Source organism: Paenibacillus sp. SAFN-054, assembly GCF_051966755.1.
GTDB lineage: Bacteria > Bacillota > Bacilli > Paenibacillales > Paenibacillaceae > Paenibacillus_AQ.
In genome coordinates this window covers 1-20164 of the sequence record NZ_JBQCKS010000009.1, presented here as the reverse complement: position 1 = coordinate 20164, position 20164 = coordinate 1, and the positions used below count along the sequence as shown (strand labels likewise).

Here is a 20164-nt window from a genome sequence, read left to right as displayed (position 1 = left end):
GGGGCAAACGTGGGACTTGCTGCTGATTTGTGAATGAATTCGTCTCCCCTGCTGCATTCCCTATTTAACCGCTAAAAATTCGATTATATGGTGCGACGCGGACGGCAACAGAGCCGAATGTATGTGAAAAACAGAATACATATATGCGACACGGGAGGAAACGAGCCGATTGTATGCGAAAAATCGAGTAGATGATGTGATACGGGCTGAAACGAGCCAATTGTATGCGAAAAACCGTATACATGATGCGACACGGAAGGAAACGAGCCGATTGTATGCGAAAAATCGAATACATGGTGTGACACGGAAGGAAACGGGCCAATTGTATGCGAAAAACCGTATACATGATGGGACACGGAAGGAAACGGGTCGATTGTATGTGAAAAACCGAATACATGAGGCGATACGGACGGCAACTGAGCCGATTGTATGCGAAAAACCGAATACATGAGGCGATACGGACGGCAACAGAACCGATTGTATGTGAAAAACCGAATACATGAGGCGATACGGACGGCAACTGAGCCGATTGTATGTGAAAAACCGAATACATCAGATAATTACTAATGAAAAAAGGTGTCCTCCGCCATACCCTGGCTTAGGACACCCTTTTTATATTTCAGGCACTTACAGTTTCCGGTGCTTGCTGCTTTCAAGACTTACAGCGTTTCGCTCCAGTCATGCACCATGCTGCCTTCGAGGAACTTCTCGCAGTCCATCGCGGCCATGCATCCTGTACCGGCTGCGGAGATCGCCTGGCGGTACCTCACATCCTGCACGTCGCCGCAGGCGAACACGCCCGGAATATTCGTTTCCGTCGTGCCCGGCTTCACCATAATGTATCCCACTTCGTCGGTCGTGATCTGGTTATCCAGGAACTTGGTGTTCGGCGTATGGCCGATCGCCACGAATACGCCGTCCGCCTCGATCAGCTCTTCCTGCTTGCTTTCGTTGTTGAACACCTTCAGGCCCTTCACGCCGTTATCGCCCGCTACAACCTCAAGCGGTACGCGGTTCAGCGCCCAAATGATTTTCTCGTTGCCGCGTGCGCGGTCCTGCATGATTTTCGAGGCGCGCAGTTCTTCTCTGCGATGCACCAGCGTCACGCTGGACCCGAACCGGGACAAGAAGTTCGCCTCCTCCATCGCGGAGTCGCCGCCGCCGATCACGAGAATCTTTTTGCCGCGGAAGAAAAATCCGTCGCAGGTTGCGCAGGTGCTGACGCCGCGTCCGACGTTCTCCTGCTCTCCCGGAATGCCGAGATATTTCGCGGAAGCGCCGGTCGAGATGATCACGGATTCCGCTTCAATCTCACCCATGCCTTCGACGGTCAATTTGAATGGACGCTTGGAGAAATCCACCTTGTCCACCCATCCGGTTTTGAACTCGGCGCCAAAACGCTCGGCCTGCTTACGCATGTTGTCCATCAATTCCGGTCCCATAATGCCGTCCGGGAAGCCCGGGAAGTTCTCGATGTCCGTCGTCGTGGTCAGCTGTCCGCCTGGCTGCATGCCTTCAATGACGAGCGGCTGCATGTTGGCGCGAGCCAAATAAATGGCTGCCGTCAGTCCCGCAGGACCCGTTCCGATTACGATGGATTTGTACATATCTATCCTCTCCTCTTTTTTATATATTTTCGGTGAAAGGCCGGAAAAGTTCATCCTTTTCTTCCTTGAGCGAGCATACACTGTCGATGCGTTTCGCATAGCGGCTGACCGTGGATACGGAGACCCCGTACCGCTGGGCTACATCCTGATAGGTCAGAGAACCTCCGTGCTGCTTGGACGTTAAGTATTCCAGCGCCGCAGACCAGCCCTCCGTATGACGGATCATCGGCGTGTCCGGATGAAGCTTGCCCAGAAACTGGGACCACAGATTTTGCAAATGCATTTTCTGCTCCCTGTCCTTCTGATCGTCCATGTGCAGAAATGCCTGGTCCACGACCGCCTGAAGGGATTCTCCCCCCGTATGAAATTCGTATGCCGACTGCGTTTCCGCGATCATAGATACCGCAGAAGCTGCACTCACTTCCAGTACGGCCTGGGAGGAACCTTCCGGTCCCATGTCCTGCAAAATGCGCAGCGCTTCCCTTTTCAATTCAGCCGCTTCATCCGGCTCTTGGAGGAAAGCTTCCAGCGTCTCTCTCACTTCTTCGTCGGCAATCCAGCCCAGCGCGCGAATCACCTGAAGCTTGGTTCCCTTGTCTCCATACCGCAGCGCCCAATAGAACGAGGAACGAATCAGCGGATTGGTTTTGATTTCTTCGCACAGCTCGCTTTCATTCTGTTCCCAGCGCTTCAACTGCTCCTCAAACGGCAAATGGTAGTGGTAGCTCAGCTCAATTTGCTGCGTGCCCGTCAGATCGAGTTCCTCCAGCTGAGCCAAATAAAACCGCGGGATATCCGATGCCGGGTCTAATTTATGCAACTGGCGCCAATAACGCTGCGCTTCTTGATAACGCCCGCTGTTAAAGGCAGCCACCGCCGTGTAATGGTACAGGCTCGGGTCTCCGTTCACTTCCTCATCCTTCAAAAGGCGGCGGAAGTGCCCGTAGGCAGACTCATGTTTGCCCAGAATTCCCATCGTGGTAGCCAGTTTAAACACATGTTCCTGATGGAAAGGCACCGTGATTTCGAGCAGTGCAAGCAGGGGATTCAAAGAAGTAGTATCTCCCTCATGCTGGTAAAATATCGCGAGATTGCACAGCCCGTGGATATTCCCCTGTTCCAGCTCCAGCACCTCGCCAATCGTTGCCTTCGCTTTGCGGAACAGCCCCATGTAGTAATAAGCCAGTGCGAGATTGTTGCGTGCCGCCAGGAAATCAGGGTGCTCTTCCACGATACGTTCGAGAAGCTCAGCTGCCTGAGAGAACTTCCCTTCCTCCATCAACGCCCGCGCCTCTTCATGCTCTACCATGCCTTCACGGCTGCGGATCCGGCTCAGCTTCACCGGACGCTCCAGCTCGTATTGGAAAAGCTCCATCATCTCTTCGGCCTCGTCCAAAAACTGGCCTGCAGGATCCTCCTCCAGGTACTTGATCAGCGCGCGTTCGGCTTCTTCAAAATGGTCCATATTGGCGTAATTGTTCGCCATATAGAAATAGCATTCCGTCATGGATGCATCGACATGCTCCAAAATATTGGTAAGGACGGCGTTAGAACCTTCATAATCGCCCATCTCTGATAATATACCCGCCATATTGCAATGATTCACCGGATTTTCCGGTTCATATTCAACAGCTTTGCGAAAATATTTTAATGCCTTGTCATGTTGAAGGCGGTCCAAGGACCGGACTGCTCGTTCAAAAAAGAAATTGGCATCCATGTGAATGGGTATGACTTTATGTTGTAGGTCCTCCGCCTGCAAATGATTATTTTCCATGTAAGCAAGGCACCTCCCTTAAGTTGCGTATAACATTCTATCGAGAACAGTATACCATAACTTTAAAGGTGCATCTAAGGCAATATCTATTATATACATGCTGTCCCATGCTATAAAACAGGCTAACAATTTTGTATATGTAATTTTCATTGATGATAGAATTGCATTTGATCCGGCATGAACCGTAACCTTTACTTCGATGAGATGAAAAAGACGCCGGAGAACTACACTCCAGCGTCTTTGAACATGGTGGCGAGCGAGCCGCCTTCCATGATAATTCTTACGGCTGCGGACAGCGTAGGGGCTACATTCAGAACGGTTAACCGTTCATGCTGCCCCTCCTGAATTGCAATCGAATCCGTCACCACGATCTCCCGGATATGCGAATGGCTGAGCCGCTCCAGGGCATTCCCCGAGAACAATCCATGGGTCGCGCAGACGATGGCCTGCTTCGCCCCGCGTTCCTTCAAGCTGTCCACCACGTTGACGATCGTCGATCCCGTATCGATGATGTCCTCGATAATGACCGGAGTCCTTCCCTCGACGTCGCCAATGACATGCGTGACGACCGACTCGTTATGGGCCGGCCGTTTCTTGAACATGATCGCGAACGGGGAGTCCAGCCGGTTCGCCAGCTTCTCCGCCGTCTTGGCCCGTCCCGCATCGGGGGATACGATGACGGGATTCTCCAGCTTCAGAGACTTCAAATAATCGCTAATCAAGTCCAGCGCCGTGAGATGGTCGACGGGAATGTTGAAGAAGCCTTGAATCGCTGGCGCATGCAGGTCCATCGTTATGACCCGGTTCGCCCCCGCTGTCGTCAGGACATCGGCTACCATCTTGGCGGAGATCGGCTCGCGCGGCGCAGATTTCCGCTCTTGACGGGCGTATCCATAGTACGGCACGACAATATTGATCGTTCGCGCAGATGCTCGCTTAGCCGCATCGATCATGACAAGCAGCTCGACAAAGAGCTCGTTGATCGGATGCGAGAGCGACTGTACGATGAATACGTCGCAATTGCGAATGCTCTCTTCGTAATTGACATAAATCTCGCCGCTTTTGAAACGGGATAACGTAATGCTGCCCAGCTCCGCCCCCAGCTTCTCGCACATGCTCTCGGCAAGCTGGGGATTCGATGAACCGGAAAAAATTCGCACCTTGTGCTGCATATGCTCCTCCTTGAACCTGTTATTTAAACTTCAAGCGGGATCATGCTTCTTTGCCGCTGATCGAATACGGCAAGCTCGCGAAATCCGGTTTCCCACAAAACGGCCCGTGCACGGTCCAGATTCTCGCCAAGCTTCTTCGGATCGTGGGCATCGGAACCGACCGTAAGCGGGATGCCCAGTCTGAAGGCCTCACGAAGCATCCGCTCCGACGGGAACATTTCCGCGCACGGCTTGGACAACCCGGAAGCATTCAGCTCCATTGCCACACCGCTCTTGGCCACGGCAGCCAGAGCCGCATTTTCCAGCGCCTCGACTTCTTTTGCAGCTTCCCTGCCAGGGTGGTACCCGAACCGTTTAATGACATCCAGATGGCCCATAATGTCATAGAAACCTGTTCCTGCCGCCTTTTGAACGGCATCATAGTAGGTTTGGTAGACCTCAAGCGGGTCCTTGCCTTCCCAGCCCTGCGTCTGCCGGTGATCCGTGATATCCCATTCGCCGAGGAAATGGACGGAACCAATGACGTAGTCCCATGGATAGGCGGTCACGATCCGCTCGATCGCTTCTTCCCAGCCTTCTATATAATCCCCTTCAAGTCCCAATCGTATCTCAATTTGCCCTTTATACTTTTCCTTCAGCTGGAGGCACTCCTCCACATAACGCGGAAGCTCATCCATCGGCATGGCCATTTCCGGATAATAGGTTGCCGGATCGACGTGAAGCAGCGGCATATGATCGGACAAGCCGATTTGGCCAAGTCCGATCTCTATGCCGCGGCGCACGTACTCTTCAAGCTGTCCGACGGCATGGCCGCAGCGCACATGATGCGTGTGGTAATCAATCAGCATCTGCCTTTGCCCCCTAATCCCGGCGAGGACGCTCATGACGGCGGTCCAGCTCAGCCATGATGTCATCCAGCGGAAGCTTCCGTTCCTGCAGCAGAACGAGCAGGTGATAGATCAGGTCGCTGACTTCAAGACGCAGCTCGTCGTTATCCTTATTTTTGGCGGCGATGATGGTTTCGGCCGTCTCTTCGCCAACCTTTTTCAGGATCTTATCCATGCCTTTATCGAACAGATAGGTCGTATAAGCGCCTTCCGGACGATCCTTTTCACGCTCGGCAATGACCTGCTCCAGCTCCTCCAGCACGGCGAACCGGTGTCTGTCCCCGGCGGCATCATTGGCTGAAGCGGCAGCAAGCGCCGGAGATTCGATGCCCCGATAGAAGCATGTCTTCTCCCCGGTATGGCATGCCGGACCCGCAGGCTTCACCAAGAATAAAAGAGTGTCGCCATCGCAGTCATACTGCGCCGAGACGATTTGTTGCGTATTTCCGGAAGTAGCTCCTTTATGCCATAGTTCCTGACGCGATCTGCTCCAAAACCAGGTTTCGCCGGTTTCTACCGAACGCTTCAGGGATTCCCCGTTCATATAGGCCATCATCAAGACTTCCTTGCTCGCGGCATCCTGAATGATCGCGGGAACGAGTCCGTCCTTGTCAAAGCGGATTTGATCCTGCACCTGCTCGAGCGATTGTTGCTTCGTTTGTTCACTCATCTGATTTCAACCCCTTTTTGCTTTAAGTCCTGCTTCAGCTCCGGTATGGAGATCTCTTTATAGTGAAAGATCGTGGCTGCCAGCCCTGCATCTGCTTTTCCCTTCGTGAATACTTCGACAAAGTCATCCTTGGTTCCCGCTCCGCCCGAGGCGATAACCGGAATCCGGATTGCATCCGCGACAGCTGCGGTCAGCCGAATGTCAAAGCCGTCCTTCGTCCCGTCGGCATCCATGCTGGTCAGCAATATTTCTCCGGCTCCGAGCTGTTCTGCTTTGCGCACCCATTCGAGCGCCCGGATTCCTGATGCTTTGCGTCCCCCGTGCGTATACACTTCCCATTCGCCCCACGCTTCGTTATACTTGGCATCCACGGCCACCACGATGCACTGGGATCCGAAGCGGCGCGCGCCGTCGGCAATCAGCTGCGGATTCAGGACAGCCGCCGTGTTGATGCCGATTTTGTCCGCTCCGGCGCGAAGGATTCTTTTCATATCGTCCACTTGGGATATGCCGCCCCCGACGGTAAACGGGATTGCGATTTCTCCCGCCGTCTGCCGTACGACCTCTACCATCGTCTGCCGGCCCTCGACCGATGCTGAGATATCCAGGAACACGAGCTCGTCGGCGCCTTCCCGGTCATACAGCGCCGCCAGCTCAACCGGGTCGCCTGCATCACGCAAATTTTCGAAATTGACTCCCTTAACCACCCGTCCGTCCTTCACGTCCAGGCACGGAATGATACGTTTTGCCAGCATGGCCTTCTCTCCCTCTTTCGCCGCTTCGCTTTTTCTTTACTTCTTCAATGTTCTGACGGCCTCGGCCAGATCGATGCTGCCTGTATAAAGCGCCTTGCCGACGATCGCACCGCCCACGCCGTCTTGGCAGTACTGATTCAGCCGGACCAGGTCATCCATCACGCTTACGCCGCCCGAAGCAATGACGTTTCTGCCGCTGCTCTTCGCCAGCGCCACAATGGCATCGACGTTGGGCCCCTGCATCATGCCGTCCCGCGAAATATCGGTAAAAATAAACGTTTCCGCCCCTTTGGAAGCCAGCTCCTTCGCAAGCTCCTCTGCCTTAACCTCGGAGGTCTCCAGCCACCCGCGCGTTGCCACATAGCCGTTCCGGGCGTCGATGCCGATCGCAATCTTGTCTCCATAGGTGCCGAGCACCTCTTCCGTAAAGGCGCGGTCCTCGATCGCAGCCGTCCCGATAATGACGCGGCTTACACCGAGCGATAACAGGCGTTTGACGTCATCCACGGTCCGCAGCCCTCCACCGACTTGAACCGGAACCTGAACGCCGGAAGCAATCGCCCCGATCACTTCGTCATTTACCGGATGCCCGGCTTTAGCCCCATCCAGATCGACCAGATGGATATAAGAACCCCCTTGGGCTTCCCATGCCTTGGCAGCCGCCAGCGGGCTTTCGTTATATACCGTTTCCTGACTGTAATCCCCCTGAATCAGCCGGACGCATTTGCCTCCGCGGATATCAATGGCCGGATAAATGATGAATGATGACATCGATGAACTCCCCGCTTCCCTTTTTATAATGCTTCTACCGCACGATCACGCTGGTTTTGTTATGGTTTCATTGTCTGCCGGCAAATCTTCAAAAACCGGTTCAGCAGCTCCATGCCGAGCTCCCCGCTCTTTTCCGGATGAAACTGCATTCCGTATACGCTGCCGCGTCCGACAATGGCCGTTACCGGCTGTCCGTAATCCGTAACTGCGAGCAGATCAGACTTTACTTCCGGAAGAACATGATAAGAATGCACGAAATAGACATGCCCTTCCGCAAGTCCCGCCAGCAGCGGATCGTCTTTGTGCAAGAAATCTAGCCGATTCCAGCCCATATGCGGGACCTTATAGTCTGCATTCGCAAACCGGATTACCCGACCCGGCAGAATGCCAAGACCCTCATGGTCGCCATGCTCCTCGCTGCTTCCAAACAAGAGCTGCATGCCAAGGCAAATGCCCAGCAGCGGCCGGCCTGCGGCAGCAGCCTCCTGCATAACTTCGCCAAGCCCGCTGTCACGCAGGTGCTCCATCGCATCGCCGAAGGCGCCGACGCCGGGCAAAATAATGCCGTCCGCGTTCAGGATCTCCGCACGATCGCCCGTGACGAGCGCTTCGGCTCCGAGGCGCTCCACGGCTTTGCTTACGCTATGCAGATTGCCCATGCCGTAATCCACGATCGCGATCGCCACTTACAGCACTCCCTTCGTTGATGGGACCCCCGTCACCCGCGGATCGATGCTGGTCGCCTCATCCAGGGCACGGCCAAGTGCTTTAAATATCGCCTCGATCATGTGATGCGTGTTTTGTCCGTAATGTACGATAACATGCAGCGTAAGGCGCGCCTCCAGCGCAAACTTCCACAGGAATTCTTGTACAAGCTCCGTGGAGAAGCTGCCGACCTGCGGCGAAGGATATTCCGCCCGGTATTCGAAATGCGGCCGGTTGCTGATATCGACAATCACCTGGGCAAGGGCCTCATCCATCGGCACGAAGACGCTCGCATAACGCTTGATGCCCTTTTTATCCCCTAAGGCTTCCCGCAGCGTTTGACCCAGGCAGATGCCGATATCCTCCACCGTGTGGTGATCGTCAATCTCGATATCTCCGCGTGCCACTACTTTCAGATCGAATAGCCCATGCTTAGTAAACAGATCGAGCATATGGTTCAAAAACGGTACGTCTGTTTCCAGCTCCGATACGCCGGTTCCATCAACCGAAAAGGCCAGCTTAATGTCCGTTTCGTTCGTTTTACGGCTGATCTCCGCGCTTCTCGTCTTTTGTTCCTGATTAGTTTCCATGTTCTTCTCCTGCCTTTCCTTCCCGCTTCAGCCGGACTTCGATGGCCCGTGCATGTGCTTCCAGCCCTTCGCCGCGTGCCAGCTCCATAATTGCCGCGCCATTTTGCATGAGGGCTTCCTTGCTATAATAAATCATGCTGGATTTTTTAATAAAATCGTCCACATCCACCGGCGACGAGAATCTCGCGGTACCGTTGGTTGGGATAATATGATTCGGGCCTGCAAAGTAATCCCCGACAGGCTCCGAGCTGTAGGCCCCAAGGAAAATGGCTCCGGCATTTTCGATGAGTCCCACATGCGCCATCGGATCGGCTACCATAAGCTCCAGATGTTCCGGCGCCAGACGGTTCACGACGGAGATCCCTTCCTTGAGGGATTCCGTCACGATGATCGCTCCGTAGTTCTCAATGGAAGCCGAGGCAATATCGCGTCTTGGCAGCAGAGCAAGCTGGCGCTGCACTTCGGCGGATACCCGGTCCGCAAGCTCCCGTGACGGCGTCACCAGAATGGCGGATGCCATCTCATCATGCTCGGCCTGCGAGAGCAGGTCGGCAGCCACATATTCAGGGTCTGCCGACTCGTCGGCGAGAACCACGATCTCGCTCGGTCCAGCGATGCTGTCGATATCGACAGCCCCGTATACCTCGCGTTTGGCAAGCGCCACGTAAATGTTGCCCGGTCCGCAGATCTTATCGACCGGCGCAATGGTCTCCGTGCCGTATGCCAGAGCGGCGATAGCCTGCGCTCCGCCAACGCGGTATATTTCGTTCACGCCCGCCTCCGCAGCCGCGACCAGAATATAAGGATTGATCCCTTCCCCGCCTCCGGTGGAGGGCGGCGTGACCATGACAATCTCCGGCACACCGGCGACCTGGGCCGGAATGACGTTCATCAATACCGAGGAAGGGTACGCGGCTTTACCGCCGGGAACGTACACGCCGACGCGTTTCAGGGGCCTGATGATCTGACCCAGAATGCTGCCATCGGGCTGCAGATCCATCCAGGAGTTCCGCTTCTCCCGCATATGGAAAGCGCGAATGTTCTCCGCAGCGGCGGAGATCGCCGTAATAAAGGACGCCTCTACCTGTTCATAAGCCGCTTTCAGCTCCGCTTCGGTCACTCGCAGCATACCAACGGTCAGCTCGGTACGGTCAAGCTCCTTCGTGTAGCGAAGCAGCGCCGCATCGCCTTCCGCTTTGACATCACTGACAATCTGCTTCGCACTTGCATTTTGTTCCGGTGTTCCGTAGTCGACTTCACGCCGCAGATCAAAATCCTGTACCGGTACAATCTTCATGCTCTTCTCCCCTCTCCATCCTGCCTTTACGCTTTAAACTTCCGCTGCGATGGCCTTTTGAAGACGATCACACAGCGATTGGATTTGTCCGTTCTTCATCCGGTAGCTGACCCGGTTAGCAATAAGGCGGCTCGTAATCTCGAATATTTCGTTCATTTCCACCAGCCCGTTTTCCTTTAACGTCTGCCCGGTTTCCACCATATCGACGATCCGGTCGGCCAGGCCGATCAGCGGCGCAAGCTCGATGGAGCCGTTCAGCTTGATAACCTCTACCTGCTGTCCCTGCTCGCGAAAATATTGCGATGCCACGTTCGGATATTTGGTCGCTACGCGCTGCTGAATACCGGGCTGCCAATTCGGCAGTCCAATTACCGACATCCGGCATTTGGCGATGCCGAGGTCGAGCATTTCATATACGTCCCGGTTCTCCTCCATGAGCACATCCTTACCGACAATACCAATGTCTGCCGCGCCATACTCCACATAGGTCGGCACGTCTACCGGCTTAGCCAGAATAAATTCCATGTTCAGCTCAGGCAGAGCAATCACCAGCTTGCGGGTATCATCTACTTCTATCGGTATCGGAAGTCCGGCGGCGCGGAACAGATTCGCCGCCTTCTTATAGATCCGTCCTTTCGGCATGGCTACTTTCAATGTTTCCGTCAAGCTTACTCCCTCCTTATTTGTCCTGTATTCTTGATTTCCGGCAGATCAAGCCCGCTTCAAAGCTTCAAGCCGGTGGGCTGCAATCCATGCGTTTTTCAAGAGAACATCTCCAGCTTGCCGTACCGTCCGGCCGACTCCTGCAGGCCCTCCGGCCCGTCCTCGATCATTTGTGTTACGACAACCTCGCCTTGCTCCCTTAGCTCCGCTGCACGGGCTAGACCTTCCTTGCGGCCAGCTGCGGTGTACCGGATCAGGATGGGAAGCGTTTCTTCCCCTGCCGAGCCCTTGACCCCGTCCAGAATGCGGTTGGTTTTGAGAGCGAAGCCTGTTGCGGGCACATCCCGGCCAAACTGGCGCAGGAGGTTATCGTATCTTCCGCCGCTGCATACCGGAAAACCAAGCTCGGCTGCATAGCCTTCAAACGTCATTCCCGTATAATAGGAAAAGTCGCCGATCATCGTCAGGTCGATCAGCACATGCTCCGACACCCCATACGCCTCAAGCACTTCCCACACCTTGCATAGGTGGTCGGTCGAAGCTTGCGCAAGCGGATGGCGGCTCAGCTCGGATGCCTGTTCGCAGATCTCCTTGTTCCCGCGCAGCCTCAGAATGCCTTCAAGCTCTTCCCGCTGGCCTTCGCTGATCGCCAGCTCCCGGATCGCTTTACGGAATCCGACATGATCGCGTCCCAGGAGATGTTTTTTCAGTGCCCGCTGATCATCGCTTCGTCCAGGCAGCACCTCTTCAAACAATCCGTTCAGGAAACCGACATGGCCCATCGCGATTTTGAATGAAGCCACGCCTGCCGCCTTCAGCGATTCGATGGCTAGCGCCACCACTTCGGCGTCCGCTTCCGGCGAATCGTCACCTACAAGCTCCACGCCCGTCTGGAAGAACTCCGCTTCCCTTCCCGCTTCCTCCTCAAAGGCCCGAAATACATTGGCATGGTATGACAACCGTATGGGCAGCGGCTCTTCCTTGAGAAGCGATGACACCACACGCGCAATGGGTGCCGTCATATCCGAACGGAGCACCAAAGTGGTGCCACGGTTATTCAGCAGCTTGAACAGCTTTCGATCAGACGTGGAGCTGGCCACTCCTACCGTCTCGTAAAATTCCATCGTTGGCGTCATGATTTGCCGGTAGCCCCAGCGGCTCATGCAGTCAAGCACGTTGCGCTCAATCGCGCGCAGCCGGTCAACCGCATACGGCACATAATCACGGACTCCCACCGGCTTTTCAAAACCCTTTGGTTTCGACACGTCCATCTCACCTCATCTATACATAATCCGTTCCCAACCAATGATGCGTCGTGAACGTTCATATCAACACGAAATGCTTTATTTTATTAAAGTGGTACCTTGCTAATAAAGTAAAGGATGTTTTGCTATTTTAACATGGCCTTGAAGCGTCCGTCAATGAACCGAAAGGTCCTCAGATAAAAAAACCACCCAACGTTCCAGCATGTGTGGACTATGGGCGGTGCCGATAATAACGGGCGATGAGAACAAGTCATCATCCTTGAACTATGATTAGCCCTTCGCGGACTTCTTTTTTGATCCTAATGGGTTGGACCCGAATAATATCCAGGATCCTTTCACAAATTTAAAAGCGAGGTAGACTACAATCCATGACAGTACCAGTGCCGTAAACCAGCTCCCTGCCACTTGCAGCGTATACTTCAGGCTCGAGCCTCCATGGAACCATACCCTATACCAGTACAGAATAAAAGGATGGAGGAGGTAAATGCCGAACGAGCAGGCCCCTATCGAGGTCAGAGCCGTCCGCAGCCAGCGCCAGCCGTAATAATAGACGGCGTATGAAATATGCCAAAGCACAATACAGGACAATAACGCATGCACATTTCGCAAAAGCTCGTATACCAGGGAGTTCATGCTGCTACCGACGGTATTGTATTGGTACCAAACGGCTGTATGGAGAACTCCGGCCACGATCCACAGTACCCAGACTAGAATCCAGATCAGCCCTTTACCGGATTTCAGCCCTTTCACGGAAATTCCGAGCCAAGACTTCAGCCGATCATAATAGATGGCCATTCCCGCTCCAAGAAACAAATAGGAAAGGTAAGAGATGAGAATGCTGCCTTTCGGCAGTCCCCAGTGAATATGCTGCCCCGAGTAATTGTTGCTTGGAAGGTGCATGCCGTACTTGTTCAGATACACGAACAGCCACTCCAGAATCAGGCCGATCACGACAAGCCATGGCCGGATGCTGCGCTGCTTCTTGAACCAGCCGAGCAGGAGCGGAAAGACCACATATAGTTGCAGCATGATAATGACATAATACAGATGGGTATAGGCCGTGCCGTGGGTCAGATCATGTCCGAACTCGTCCAGCATCTGCGGAAAGGGCATGTCGAGCCGATTCTGTTTATATAACTGGAAGATGAAATAAAAAACGGTAAACGTCACATAAGGCACCAGAATATAGAGCAGCCTTTTGCCGTAAAAGGATTTGAGCAGCCCTCTATTCAACGGACGTTCCATATAATTGTAAAACAAGACAAATCCGCTTAGGAAAATAAACACCGGAACCGCAAAACTGCTGAACGTGTTCAAAAACAGAAACGGCAGGTACAGGGAGGATCCCCTGGTCTCGGCCAAGGTCTGCGATGTTGCATGGATCATAAGTACAGCCATAATGGCGAATGAACGGAAAATGTCGAGCTCATATATTCGCTCTTTTTTTATCATGATGTATGAACGCTCCTGAATATAGATCTCCTGATTCGGAATGCCTAAAGAACCTTTGTTTCGTGTCCGCAGGAGTCTGCCTCGGCAGTAGATACTTCGGCGCTATTTCCCAGGTCCCTCAGCGGATTTCCTCCGACAAAAGCTCCCGGAGCCACATCCTTATGCACCACAGCTCCTGCCGCAACGACAGCTCCATCACCGATCGTCACACCGGGCAGTATGGTGGTATTCGCACCGATTAATACCTGGTCTCCGATGATCACCTCGCCAAGCCGATACTCCTTGATCAAATACTCATGTGCCAATATGGTGGTATTATATCCGATAATCGAGTTTTTTCCGATTTGTATCTTCTCAGGAAAAAACACGTCAACCATCACCATCAGGCCAAAGGCCGTATGTTCGCCGACCTTCATGCCGAGGAGGTGACGATAAATCCAGTTCTTAAGCGGAAGGACCGGACAATACCGCGCCGCCTGGATGCAGATGAAGTTTTTAACCCCTTTCCAGGGGCTGACGGTCTTGTAGATCTGCCAAAGCGCGTTTGGCCCCTCCACCGGATACCGGGTTACTTTTCTCACAATGCCTTTACTCCTGTTCTATATAAAATGAACTAAAGTTTAACCTTGCTTCTCCTAGGTTCCATTCGGAAAATAGGAGAAATACTTTCCCTTTTTTTCTTTAGTTCAATTTATCTAACAACGAAAATAGATCATTCATATCCTGCAGCATAAAGTCTGGCTGGTATTCCAGCAGCGCCTTCTCGCCTTTTAAGGACCAAGCCACGCCTGCGGACCGGACTCCGGCCGCTTTAGCCGACTGAATATCCATCGGACTGTCCCCGACCATCAGCGTCCGCGAAGGATCCGCGCCCAGCAATTGTACTGCCTTTAACACCGGTTCCGGATGGGGCTTGGGATGATCGACATCATTCAGCGTGATCACGGCTCCCATGTATTTGGATAGACCGAACAGTTCAAGCACCCGGATCGTCCCGGGCTTATTCTTCGTCGTCACCACGCCCAATCGAATGCCTTTGGCATGCAGCTGACTCACGACTTCCTCCACATGCGGGAAAAGCTTAACCATAGCGTCATGATGATCATCATTGTAGCTGCGGTACGACGTCATCAGCGTGGTAATATCCCCCATGCCGGAAAAATGCTGAAGCTGCTGCTCCAGCGTCGCACCCATTTTCGGTATAATTTCCTCCCGTGTCAGCGGCGTCAGCTGGTGCTTCTCCAATACGTGCATAAACGAGGTGATAATCAGTTCGTTGGTGTCGATAATCGTTCCGTCCAAATCAAATAGTAGGGTATCGATCATGCTGTATTTACTCCTTTTTATCCTCCGCATCCTCTGTATCATGTGTTGAAACAGGCTCAGGGCGGTTTACTTCACGTTCTGCATTCCGTTCCTCCATCACTGACTCCGACTCAGGCACATTGTCCGGGTGGGCTTTGGTGGAGTAAATCGGGTCTAAGTAATGGGCTTTCTCTTTTCCTGTCATACGTCTGACAACAATCACCACGATGGCGACAATAATGATCAAAATTGCAAGGAGCTGTGAAATCCGTACGTTGCCGTATGCCGAATCCAGAGCTCCGTGCTCGAAGCCCATCCATTCCATCGGCTTCCATAATCCGTTCATGATCGAGGCCAGCCAGTTCGGACCGACAAATGCAAGGGAATCCGTGCGCAAGCCTTCGATGAAGAATCGCCCGATAGAATACCAGATGAAATAGGAAAGAAACAGCTCGGCTGCCCGCAAAAATCTTTGACGGCGGAGAATGAATAAAATAATAATGCCCACGAGGCTCCATAACGATTCATACAAGAACGTCGGATGGTGATACACGCCTTGGACATTCATCTGGTCCACGATAAAGTTGGGAAGGTGCAGTTTGTCCCGCAAGAAAGACTCCGCAACCGGACCGCCGTATGCTTCCTGGTTCACGTAGTTCCCCCAGCGGCCGATCATCTGCCCGGTGAGTAGGCCTGGCGCGCAAATGTCCGCAACACGCCAGAAATTATATCCCCTGTAACGGAAGTAAATCACCGCACAGATAATGGCACCGATCAGCGCACCATATATGGCAATGCCGCCGTTCCAGATTTTAAATACGTCGACCAGGTTGTCTTTATAATCATCCCATTTAAAGGCTACGAAATAAATGCGCGCGCCGATAATGGCTGAAGGCACCCCGAGCAGCAGCATATCCATGAAAAATTCCGGCGAAATTCCAAAACGTTTGCCTTCACGGATAGCCACCATAAGTCCTGCCAGCGCACCGAACCCCAGGATGAGGCCGTACCAGTGTACGGACAGGGATCCAATCGAGAATGCGATCGGATTGAGAAGCAATGTGGCCATTTTTTCACTCTCCTAATCCATATCTTCCATGTCTTCCGCAATGGTGGCCGTCAGCTTGTTCGTAAATTGCAGAGCTGCGTTCAGACCCATCTGCTTCAGGCGATAGTTCATGGCAGCAACCTCGATGATGACAGCAAGGTTTCGTCCCGGGCGCACCGGAATCGTAACGAGTGGAATATCCGTATCAATAATCCGTGTTGTCTCCTCATCCAGACCCAGTCGGTCATACTGCTTATCCTGCTGCCAAGCCTCCAGGCGGACAACGAGCGTAATCCGTTTGTTGTTCCGTATGGCTCCAGCACCGAATAGCGTCATGACGTTGATGATGCCGACGCCTCGAATCTCCAGCAAATGGCGGATCAGCTCCGGGGCTGTTCCGTGCAGCTGGCTGTCCGATGTTTGGCGGATCTCAACCGCATCGTCGGCGATCAACCGGTGTCCCCTTTTCACAAGCTCAAGCGCCGTTTCACTCTTACCGATACCGCTGCTCCCGGTAATCAGCATGCCGACTCCGTACACATCACACAATACGCCATGTATGGTCGTCGTTGGTGCTAATCTTCTTTCCAGGAAGCCCGTAATCCGGCTCAGCAGAATCGTCGTCGCCATCCCGCTACGCAGCACTGGCAGCTGCTTCTCTTGGCTAAGGCTCACAAGCTCTTCCGGCACGTCCAGACCGCGCGTTACCACGATGCAAGGCGTAACCTCGCTGCATAGACGCTCCATACGCTCCCTGCGCTCCTCAGCTGTCAGCATGCTAAAAAAGGCCAGCTCCGTTCTTCCCAGCAGCTGTACCCTTTCTTGGGGATGATAATCAAAATAACCCGCCATCTCAAGACCCGGTCGGTTCAAATCATCTGTCGTAATAATACGTTTTAAGCCTTGCTCACCGGATATGACTTCCAGCTGAAATTGCTGTACCAATTCTGCCACTTTAACCTTTTTAGCCATCCCAAGTCTCCCTTTCTGTCCGATTGGCTCAGAATCCAGCCTTGTTGCTGTCCGAGACGATTCTAACGAATCCAATGTACTCATCGTAAAGGAAATTTCCAATGAATGCAATCATGGCCAAACAACAACCGGAATCGACCCAACGCAATTAAAAAAGCCGCCCTTTCGGGCGGCTTTGGGTTTCAGGCATACCGCCTGGATTAGTCCGTCAACAATACATTCAGTTCAGACTCTTTATCGAAGATATGAATTTTGTTCATATCTACTGCAAGGCGTACATTTGCGCCTTCACGAGTGTTGGAACGTCCGTCTACGCGGGCGATTACAGTGTCGCTGCCAACGCCGCTCAGGTAGAGGAGCATTTCGTGACCCAGGTTCTCTGTTACGTCTACATGGGAAGTGAAGATTGTGTTTGGAGAAGCTTCCATGAACACTGGCTCTTCGTGAATATCTTCCGGACGTACGCCCATGATCACTTCTTTGCCGATCAGGCCTTTGCTCTTCAGGGTTTGTGCTTTGCCGCCTGGAACTTCAACGTCAAGTCCTTGGGAACGGAAGCGCACAGCACCGTTGGATTCGCTCAGGGTTCCTGTGATGAAGTTCATCGTAGGGGAACCGATAAAGCCGGCAACAAACAGGTTCGTAGGGCTGTTGTAGAGCTCTTCCGGAGAAGCAGCCTGCTGGATGATGCCGTCCTGCATAACAACGATACGGTCACCCATGGTCATGGCTTCAGTTTGGTCATGTGTTACGTAGATGCAAGTTGTTTCAAGACGTTTAACCAGCTTCGTGATTTCGGCGCGCATTTGACCGCGGAGTTTCGCATCCAAGTTGGAAAGCGGTTCGTCCATCAGGAAGACTTGAGGATCACGCACGATGGCACGGCCCAAGGCTACACGTTGACGCTGACCACCGGAAAGCGCTTTTGGCTTACGGTCAAGCAAATGCTCGATATCGAGGATTTTAGCAGCTTCACGTACACGCTTGTCGATTTCGTCTTTTTTCACTTTACGCAGTTTCAGACCAAAAGCCATGTTTTGGTATACGTTCATGTGTGGATACAAAGCGTAAGATTGGAACACCATCGCGATGTCGCGGTCTTTAGGAGCTACGTCGTTCACGACGCGGTCACCGATGTAAAGTTTGCCTTCGGAAATCTCTTCCAAGCCGGCGATCATACGAAGAGTTGTAGATTTACCGCAACCGGAAGGACCTACCAGTACCAAAAATTCTTTGTCTTGAATGTCAAGGCTGATATCCATAACCGTCGCTTTGTCCGAACCCGGATATTTTTTGAAAATATGCTCTAAACGTACACCTGCCATGAGATTTGCCCCCTTAAGTGTATATTATGAAATCGAATACATTTTTATAATACTATATTAACGAACATCTCGCAGACTGGCTATACACAAACTGCACAAAAAACCTATTTTCTTTTCGTTACTTTATACAATAGCATCGTCAGCTTCACCAAAACCGCATCTCCAAAGCTTCTGACATCCAGTCCGGTCTCTTGTTTGATCTTATCCAATCGGTATAAAAGCGTGTTACGGTGAATATATAAACGTTTGGCTGTTTCGCTCACATTGCAATCCAGTTGAAAGAACGTTTCGAGGGTCGACAGCGTCTCATTATCCGAGAACAGGACCCCATGGTCGCCGGCCTGCTCCAAAAATAATCTGCGCTGATCGACCGGTATGCTGTACAGCAGCCTCTCCAGCAGAAGCTCCCACGGAAAATGAACATGCTCCGCCACATGAAAGGTGCGGCCAAGAAAGATCGTCTCTCTAAGAAGAGCCACCATTGAAGGAAGCCACTTGACCGGCGAAAAAGAAGATCCCACAGATAAATGAAAAGTCCCCACCCATTCAATGGCAATCAATTCGTACAATCCGAGGCAAAAGGCAGCAAGCATGTCCGTCTCCGACTCGGCGTTATCCTCGTCCTTGTCCTCTCCAGCACCTATGACAAGCTCTTTTTTGGCGAGAATCAGCCATTCGTGGTTTCGCAGAGGGACGAGCACGACTTCCCCGTCAAAATAGCTCTTCAGCAGCTTCTTGAGCTGGGCACGATTCACATCGGCAGCATGCACGCTCTCGCAGGTGAGCAGGAATGGGATCATTTCACCCGTCAAGCGCCGCTTGAGCTCAAGATCGTCCGGAATCTCGCTGTCTCCGCGTTCTTGTTCCAACTGGTCGACAATCCAGGCACTCAAACGCTGGACCTCCCGTTCCTCGTCTCCCTGCACCTCCACGGGAATTCCGATATCCGGTCTTACCTGCGCCACCAACAGCTCAATCAGCTGAGCGGTTTCTTTGCTCAGTTCCCGGACAGGAGCTTCCAACACATGAACGTGTCCGTTCTTCACATAAAGAGGGTACCAGATCATCTCATCGACCACGACCGACGTTTTAAGCCCAAGGTTATGCGCCGCAGAATGATCGCTGCCTTGCGAAGGACTGGGCAAATCTTGACGTTCAGCATCATTATATACGCTTTCAGACTGCTGCTTGGTCAGCTGCTTCATGCGCAAAGGCGTTCCAACAATCTGTTCCAACCTGTTACGTAACGTCTCCATCTCCACCATCGATGTCATCCACCACTTTGCCGTTTTTATTTTCTATTTTATCATATTATGTATTAAATTCCGAAAGCCCTTGATATTGCCTTCATCCTATTCTGCATGAATCCAAGGATATACATAGCAAAAAGACCACCAACCCTAAGGTTAATGGTCTTTTGGATGAGCCATGAAGGACTCGAACCTTCGACACCCTGATTAAAAGTCAGGTGCTCTACCAACTGAGCTAATGGCTCATAAAACTGGTGGAGGCTGATGGATTCGAACCACCGAACTCGTACGAGAACAGATTTACAGTCTGCTGCGTTTGGCCACTTCGCTAAGCCTCCATATAAGGTGGCTCGGGACGGAATCGAACCGCCGACACGAGGATTTTCAGTCCTCTGCTCTACCGACTGAGCTACCGAGCCTTACAAAAAAAATGAAGTGGTTATGTTAATCTTCCCACTTCTCTTTGTGGAAATGCACTGATTTAAAATAAATGGCGGGACCGACGGGATTCGAACCCGCGGTCTCCTGCGTGACAGGCAGGCATGTTAGGCCTCTACACCACGGTCCCTCATTATTTTAAATGGTGCCGGCGAGAGGACTTGAACCCCCAACCTACTGATTACAAGTCAGTTGCTCTACCAATTGAGCTACACCGG

Annotated in this window: 19 protein-coding genes and 4 tRNA genes; all 23 read right to left on the bottom strand. The window is 52.6% G+C overall.

Features of this window, described 5'->3' with window-relative positions:
* Positions 1–659: 659 nt before the first annotated feature.
* Entirely contained in the window at positions 660–1607 is a 948-nt protein-coding gene (gene trxB, locus ACTHPM_RS26070) for a thioredoxin-disulfide reductase (RefSeq protein WP_440398206.1), read from the bottom strand.
* 19 nt (positions 1608–1626) lie between these two features.
* Positions 1627–3381, bottom strand: a complete 1755-nt coding sequence (locus tag ACTHPM_RS26065) for a tetratricopeptide repeat protein (protein ID WP_440398205.1) — start codon at positions 3379–3381, stop codon at positions 1627–1629.
* Positions 3382–3605: 224 nt separating this feature from the next.
* A complete protein-coding gene (locus tag ACTHPM_RS26060) occupies positions 3606–4553 on the bottom strand; it encodes a ribose-phosphate diphosphokinase (protein WP_440398204.1) in 948 nt (315 codons plus the stop codon).
* A gap of 23 nt (positions 4554–4576) precedes the next feature.
* Positions 4577–5401 carry a histidinol-phosphatase HisJ gene (gene hisJ / locus ACTHPM_RS26055; protein ID WP_440398252.1) on the bottom strand — a complete coding sequence of 275 codons (825 nt, stop codon included), beginning with the start codon at positions 5399–5401 and terminating at the stop codon, positions 4577–4579.
* Between the two features lie 13 nt (positions 5402–5414).
* A complete protein-coding gene (hisIE, locus tag ACTHPM_RS26050) occupies positions 5415–6110 on the bottom strand; it encodes a bifunctional phosphoribosyl-AMP cyclohydrolase/phosphoribosyl-ATP diphosphatase HisIE (protein WP_440398203.1) in 696 nt (231 codons plus the stop codon).
* Positions 6107–6865, bottom strand: a complete 759-nt coding sequence (gene hisF, locus ACTHPM_RS26045) for an imidazole glycerol phosphate synthase subunit HisF (RefSeq protein WP_440398202.1) — start codon at positions 6863–6865, stop codon at positions 6107–6109. The genes hisIE and hisF overlap by 4 nt, the downstream gene beginning before the upstream one ends.
* 36 nt (positions 6866–6901) lie before the next feature.
* Complete coding sequence (hisA, locus tag ACTHPM_RS26040; protein ID WP_440398201.1) at positions 6902–7636, bottom strand: 1-(5-phosphoribosyl)-5-[(5-phosphoribosylamino)methylideneamino]imidazole-4-carboxamide isomerase; 735 nt, start codon at positions 7634–7636, stop codon at positions 6902–6904.
* Between the two features lie 59 nt (positions 7637–7695).
* A complete protein-coding gene (gene hisH / locus ACTHPM_RS26035; RefSeq protein WP_440398200.1) occupies positions 7696–8322 on the bottom strand; it encodes an imidazole glycerol phosphate synthase subunit HisH in 627 nt (208 codons plus the stop codon).
* A complete protein-coding gene (hisB, locus tag ACTHPM_RS26030) occupies positions 8323–8931 on the bottom strand; it encodes an imidazoleglycerol-phosphate dehydratase HisB (protein WP_440398199.1) in 609 nt (202 codons plus the stop codon).
* Positions 8921–10228, bottom strand: coding sequence for a histidinol dehydrogenase (hisD, locus tag ACTHPM_RS26025; RefSeq protein WP_440398198.1), 1308 nt, complete (start codon positions 10226–10228; stop codon positions 8921–8923). Before hisD ends, hisB begins: the two co-directional genes overlap by 11 nt.
* Before the next feature lie 33 nt (positions 10229–10261).
* Positions 10262–10894: an ATP phosphoribosyltransferase gene (gene hisG / locus ACTHPM_RS26020; protein WP_440398197.1), complete on the bottom strand. Its 633-nt coding sequence runs from the start codon at positions 10892–10894 to the stop codon at positions 10262–10264.
* Positions 10895–10989: 95 nt separating this feature from the next.
* A complete protein-coding gene (locus ACTHPM_RS26015) occupies positions 10990–12156 on the bottom strand; it encodes an ATP phosphoribosyltransferase regulatory subunit (RefSeq protein ID WP_440398196.1) in 1167 nt (388 codons plus the stop codon).
* Positions 12157–12426: 270 nt separating this feature from the next.
* Positions 12427–13608 carry an acyltransferase gene (locus ACTHPM_RS26010; RefSeq protein ID WP_440398195.1) on the bottom strand — a complete coding sequence of 394 codons (1182 nt, stop codon included), beginning with the start codon at positions 13606–13608 and terminating at the stop codon, positions 12427–12429.
* Positions 13609–13652: 44 nt separating this feature from the next.
* Positions 13653–14192: an acyltransferase gene (locus tag ACTHPM_RS26005; RefSeq protein WP_440398251.1), complete on the bottom strand. Its 540-nt coding sequence runs from the start codon at positions 14190–14192 to the stop codon at positions 13653–13655.
* A 97-nt stretch (positions 14193–14289) separates the two neighbouring features.
* Positions 14290–14934 carry a pyrophosphatase PpaX gene (gene ppaX / locus ACTHPM_RS26000; protein ID WP_440398194.1) on the bottom strand — a complete coding sequence of 215 codons (645 nt, stop codon included), beginning with the start codon at positions 14932–14934 and terminating at the stop codon, positions 14290–14292.
* Between the two features lie 7 nt (positions 14935–14941).
* Positions 14942–15982 carry a prolipoprotein diacylglyceryl transferase gene (gene lgt, locus ACTHPM_RS25995; protein WP_440398193.1) on the bottom strand — a complete coding sequence of 347 codons (1041 nt, stop codon included), beginning with the start codon at positions 15980–15982 and terminating at the stop codon, positions 14942–14944.
* 12 nt (positions 15983–15994) lie between these two features.
* Complete coding sequence (gene hprK / locus ACTHPM_RS25990) at positions 15995–16933, bottom strand: HPr(Ser) kinase/phosphatase (RefSeq protein ID WP_440398192.1); 939 nt, start codon at positions 16931–16933, stop codon at positions 15995–15997.
* 200 nt (positions 16934–17133) lie between these two features.
* Positions 17134–18258, bottom strand: coding sequence for an ABC transporter ATP-binding protein (locus tag ACTHPM_RS25985; RefSeq protein ID WP_440398191.1), 1125 nt, complete (start codon positions 18256–18258; stop codon positions 17134–17136).
* 104 nt (positions 18259–18362) lie between these two features.
* Positions 18363–19532, bottom strand: coding sequence for a PucR family transcriptional regulator (locus tag ACTHPM_RS25980; RefSeq protein WP_440421731.1), 1170 nt, complete (start codon positions 19530–19532; stop codon positions 18363–18365).
* 148 nt (positions 19533–19680) lie between these two features.
* Positions 19681–19753: transfer RNA gene (locus tag ACTHPM_RS25975), tRNA-Lys, on the bottom strand.
* Positions 19754–19760: 7 nt separating this feature from the next.
* Positions 19761–19846, bottom strand: a tRNA-Tyr gene (locus tag ACTHPM_RS25970).
* An 8-nt stretch (positions 19847–19854) separates the two neighbouring features.
* A tRNA-Phe gene (locus ACTHPM_RS25965) sits at positions 19855–19927 on the bottom strand.
* Positions 19928–19999: 72 nt separating this feature from the next.
* Positions 20000–20076, bottom strand: a tRNA-Asp gene (locus ACTHPM_RS25960).
* Positions 20077–20164: the final 88 nt, after the last annotated feature.

Bases quoted from the DNA above. Each gene is read 5' to 3' on its own strand.
- trxB (WP_440398206.1), bottom strand. From the start codon at position 1,607: ATGTACAAATCCATCGTAATCGGAACGGGTCCTGCGGGACTGACGGCA.
- ACTHPM_RS26065 (WP_440398205.1), bottom strand. From the start codon at position 3,381: ATGGAAAATAATCATTTGCAGGCGGAGGACCTACAACATAAAGTCATA.
- ACTHPM_RS26060 (WP_440398204.1), bottom strand. From the start codon at position 4,553: ATGCAGCACAAGGTGCGAATTTTTTCCGGTTCATCGAATCCCCAGCTT.
- hisJ (WP_440398252.1), bottom strand. From the start codon at position 5,401: ATGCTGATTGATTACCACACGCATCATGTGCGCTGCGGCCATGCCGTC.
- hisIE (WP_440398203.1), bottom strand. From the start codon at position 6,110: ATGAGTGAACAAACGAAGCAACAATCGCTCGAGCAGGTGCAGGATCAA.
- hisF (WP_440398202.1), bottom strand. From the start codon at position 6,865: ATGCTGGCAAAACGTATCATTCCGTGCCTGGACGTGAAGGACGGACGG.
- hisA (WP_440398201.1), bottom strand. From the start codon at position 7,636: ATGTCATCATTCATCATTTATCCGGCCATTGATATCCGCGGAGGCAAA.
- hisB (WP_440398199.1), bottom strand. From the start codon at position 8,931: ATGGAAACTAATCAGGAACAAAAGACGAGAAGCGCGGAGATCAGCCGT.
- hisD (WP_440398198.1), bottom strand. From the start codon at position 10,228: ATGAAGATTGTACCGGTACAGGATTTTGATCTGCGGCGTGAAGTCGAC.
- ACTHPM_RS26010 (WP_440398195.1), bottom strand. From the start codon at position 13,608: ATGATAAAAAAAGAGCGAATATATGAGCTCGACATTTTCCGTTCATTC.
- ppaX (WP_440398194.1), bottom strand. From the start codon at position 14,934: ATGATCGATACCCTACTATTTGATTTGGACGGAACGATTATCGACACC.
- lgt (WP_440398193.1), bottom strand. From the start codon at position 15,982: ATGGCCACATTGCTTCTCAATCCGATCGCATTCTCGATTGGATCCCTG.
- hprK (WP_440398192.1), bottom strand. From the start codon at position 16,933: ATGGCTAAAAAGGTTAAAGTGGCAGAATTGGTACAGCAATTTCAGCTG.
- ACTHPM_RS25985 (WP_440398191.1), bottom strand. From the start codon at position 18,258: ATGGCAGGTGTACGTTTAGAGCATATTTTCAAAAAATATCCGGGTTCG.
- ACTHPM_RS25980 (WP_440421731.1), bottom strand. From the start codon at position 19,532: ATGACATCGATGGTGGAGATGGAGACGTTACGTAACAGGTTGGAACAG.